We start from the raw sequence: 1410 nt of genomic DNA on the forward strand, positions 1-1410 counted from the left end.
CTGCGGCGCGCGCGTCGCCACGGCGTGCAGGAAGGCCTCCAGTTGCGCGGTCACGACGCCGAGCGGGTCCAGCGCGGGCGCCGCGACCTCCTCCCGCGCGGCGTGGCGGGGCAGCCAGGCCCCGCCCTCCGCCTGCTCGTGCCGGCCGCGGCGCAGCACAAGGCGTTCCGCCGCGAAGTCGAGCTCCGCCAGCGCGTCGCGGCCGGCAACCGCGAGGAGCTTGCGTGTCTCCGCGCCGGGCACGACCGCATCCGCATGCTCGCCCGGCAGCACGCAGCCGGCCTCGATGAAGCCGGTCGCGCCGGAAGGAAACAGCAGCTGGATCAGCGCCAGGTCCTCCCGCCCGCGGCCGAGCGGATCGGCGAGGGTGGCGAAGACGCGCATCGGCGCCTCGCCGGCCAGCCAGGGGATCAGTTCGGCGAAATGCACGGCGTCGTTGAGCAGCGCGCCGGAATCGCCGCGTGCGCGCTTCAGCCCGGACATCCGGGCGGAGAGGTGGTGCAGCGCGCCGAAGGCACCGCCGCGCAGCAGGGCGTGCAGCGCCTGCGCCTTCGGGTGGAAGCGGAAATAGAGGCCGACCTGCGCGATCCGTCCCCGTGCCGCGGCCAGCTCCGCCAGCATGCGGCTTTCCGCCGCCGTCTCCGTCGCCGGCTTCTCGAGGAACAGGTCGCGTCCCGCGCGCAACACAGCCGCCGCCAGCGGCGCATGGGTCGCCGGCGGCGTGGCGACGATGGCAGCATCGCACCAGCCGAGCCCGTCCTCCAGCCTGTCCACGAAGCGAAGCCCCGGCAGGGCGGCGCGCGCGGCGGGCGACGGGTCGAAGCCCGCGGCGGGCACGCCGAGCCGGGCGAGCGCCGCCGCATGCACGCGGCCGAAGGCACCGCAACCGACCAGCAGGATCCGCGCCATGTCCGCCAGCGAAGGGCCTGTGGCACGCGCGGTCAAGGCGGAGCCGGTGCGGTTGACCGCGCGCAACCCACGCGGGACGCTCGGCGCGATGCAGCCGAGACCGCTGACCGAGGCCGACCTGCCGCGCGCCGCCGCGCTGTCCCGCCTGGCGGGATGGAACCAGGCCGAGACGGATTGGCGCGTCTTCCTGCAGGACGGCGCGGTGCGCGCGCTGGACGACGGCGATCAGGATTGCCTGGCAGCCACCGCGGCGGTGCTGCCTTTCGGGCCGGACCTCGCCTGGATCTCGATGGTGCTGGTGCGGCCGGACCGGCGGCGGCAGGGGCTGGCGAGCGAGCTGATGCGCTGGGCGATCGCGCGGCTGGACGGCACGCGCTGCGTCGCGCTGGACGCGACGCCGGACGGGCGCGCGGTGTATCGCCGGCTCGGCTTCGCGGACGTGTTCGGCTTCACGCGCTGGCGCCTGCCCGCCGCGCCCGCGGCGCCCGCCGTGGCGGTGCG

General features: G+C 76.3%; 2 protein-coding genes. One reads left to right on the plus strand and one right to left on the minus strand.

Features of this window, described 5'->3' with window-relative positions:
• A partial coding sequence (locus OZN99_RS31520; RefSeq protein WP_270939137.1) for a Gfo/Idh/MocA family protein occupies window positions 1-909 on the minus strand: 909 nt, incomplete at its 3' end.
• Between OZN99_RS31520 and OZN99_RS31525 the strand changes: the two genes are divergently transcribed.
• Window positions 908-1410: GNAT family N-acetyltransferase (locus OZN99_RS31525; RefSeq protein ID WP_270939138.1), on the plus strand; the 503-nt coding region annotated here is incomplete at its 3' end. The two genes, OZN99_RS31520 and OZN99_RS31525, sit on opposite strands and share 2 nt — an antisense overlap.

The organism is Falsiroseomonas oryzae (assembly GCF_027856955.1).
Classification (GTDB): domain Bacteria; phylum Pseudomonadota; class Alphaproteobacteria; order Acetobacterales; family Acetobacteraceae; genus Falsiroseomonas; species Falsiroseomonas oryzae.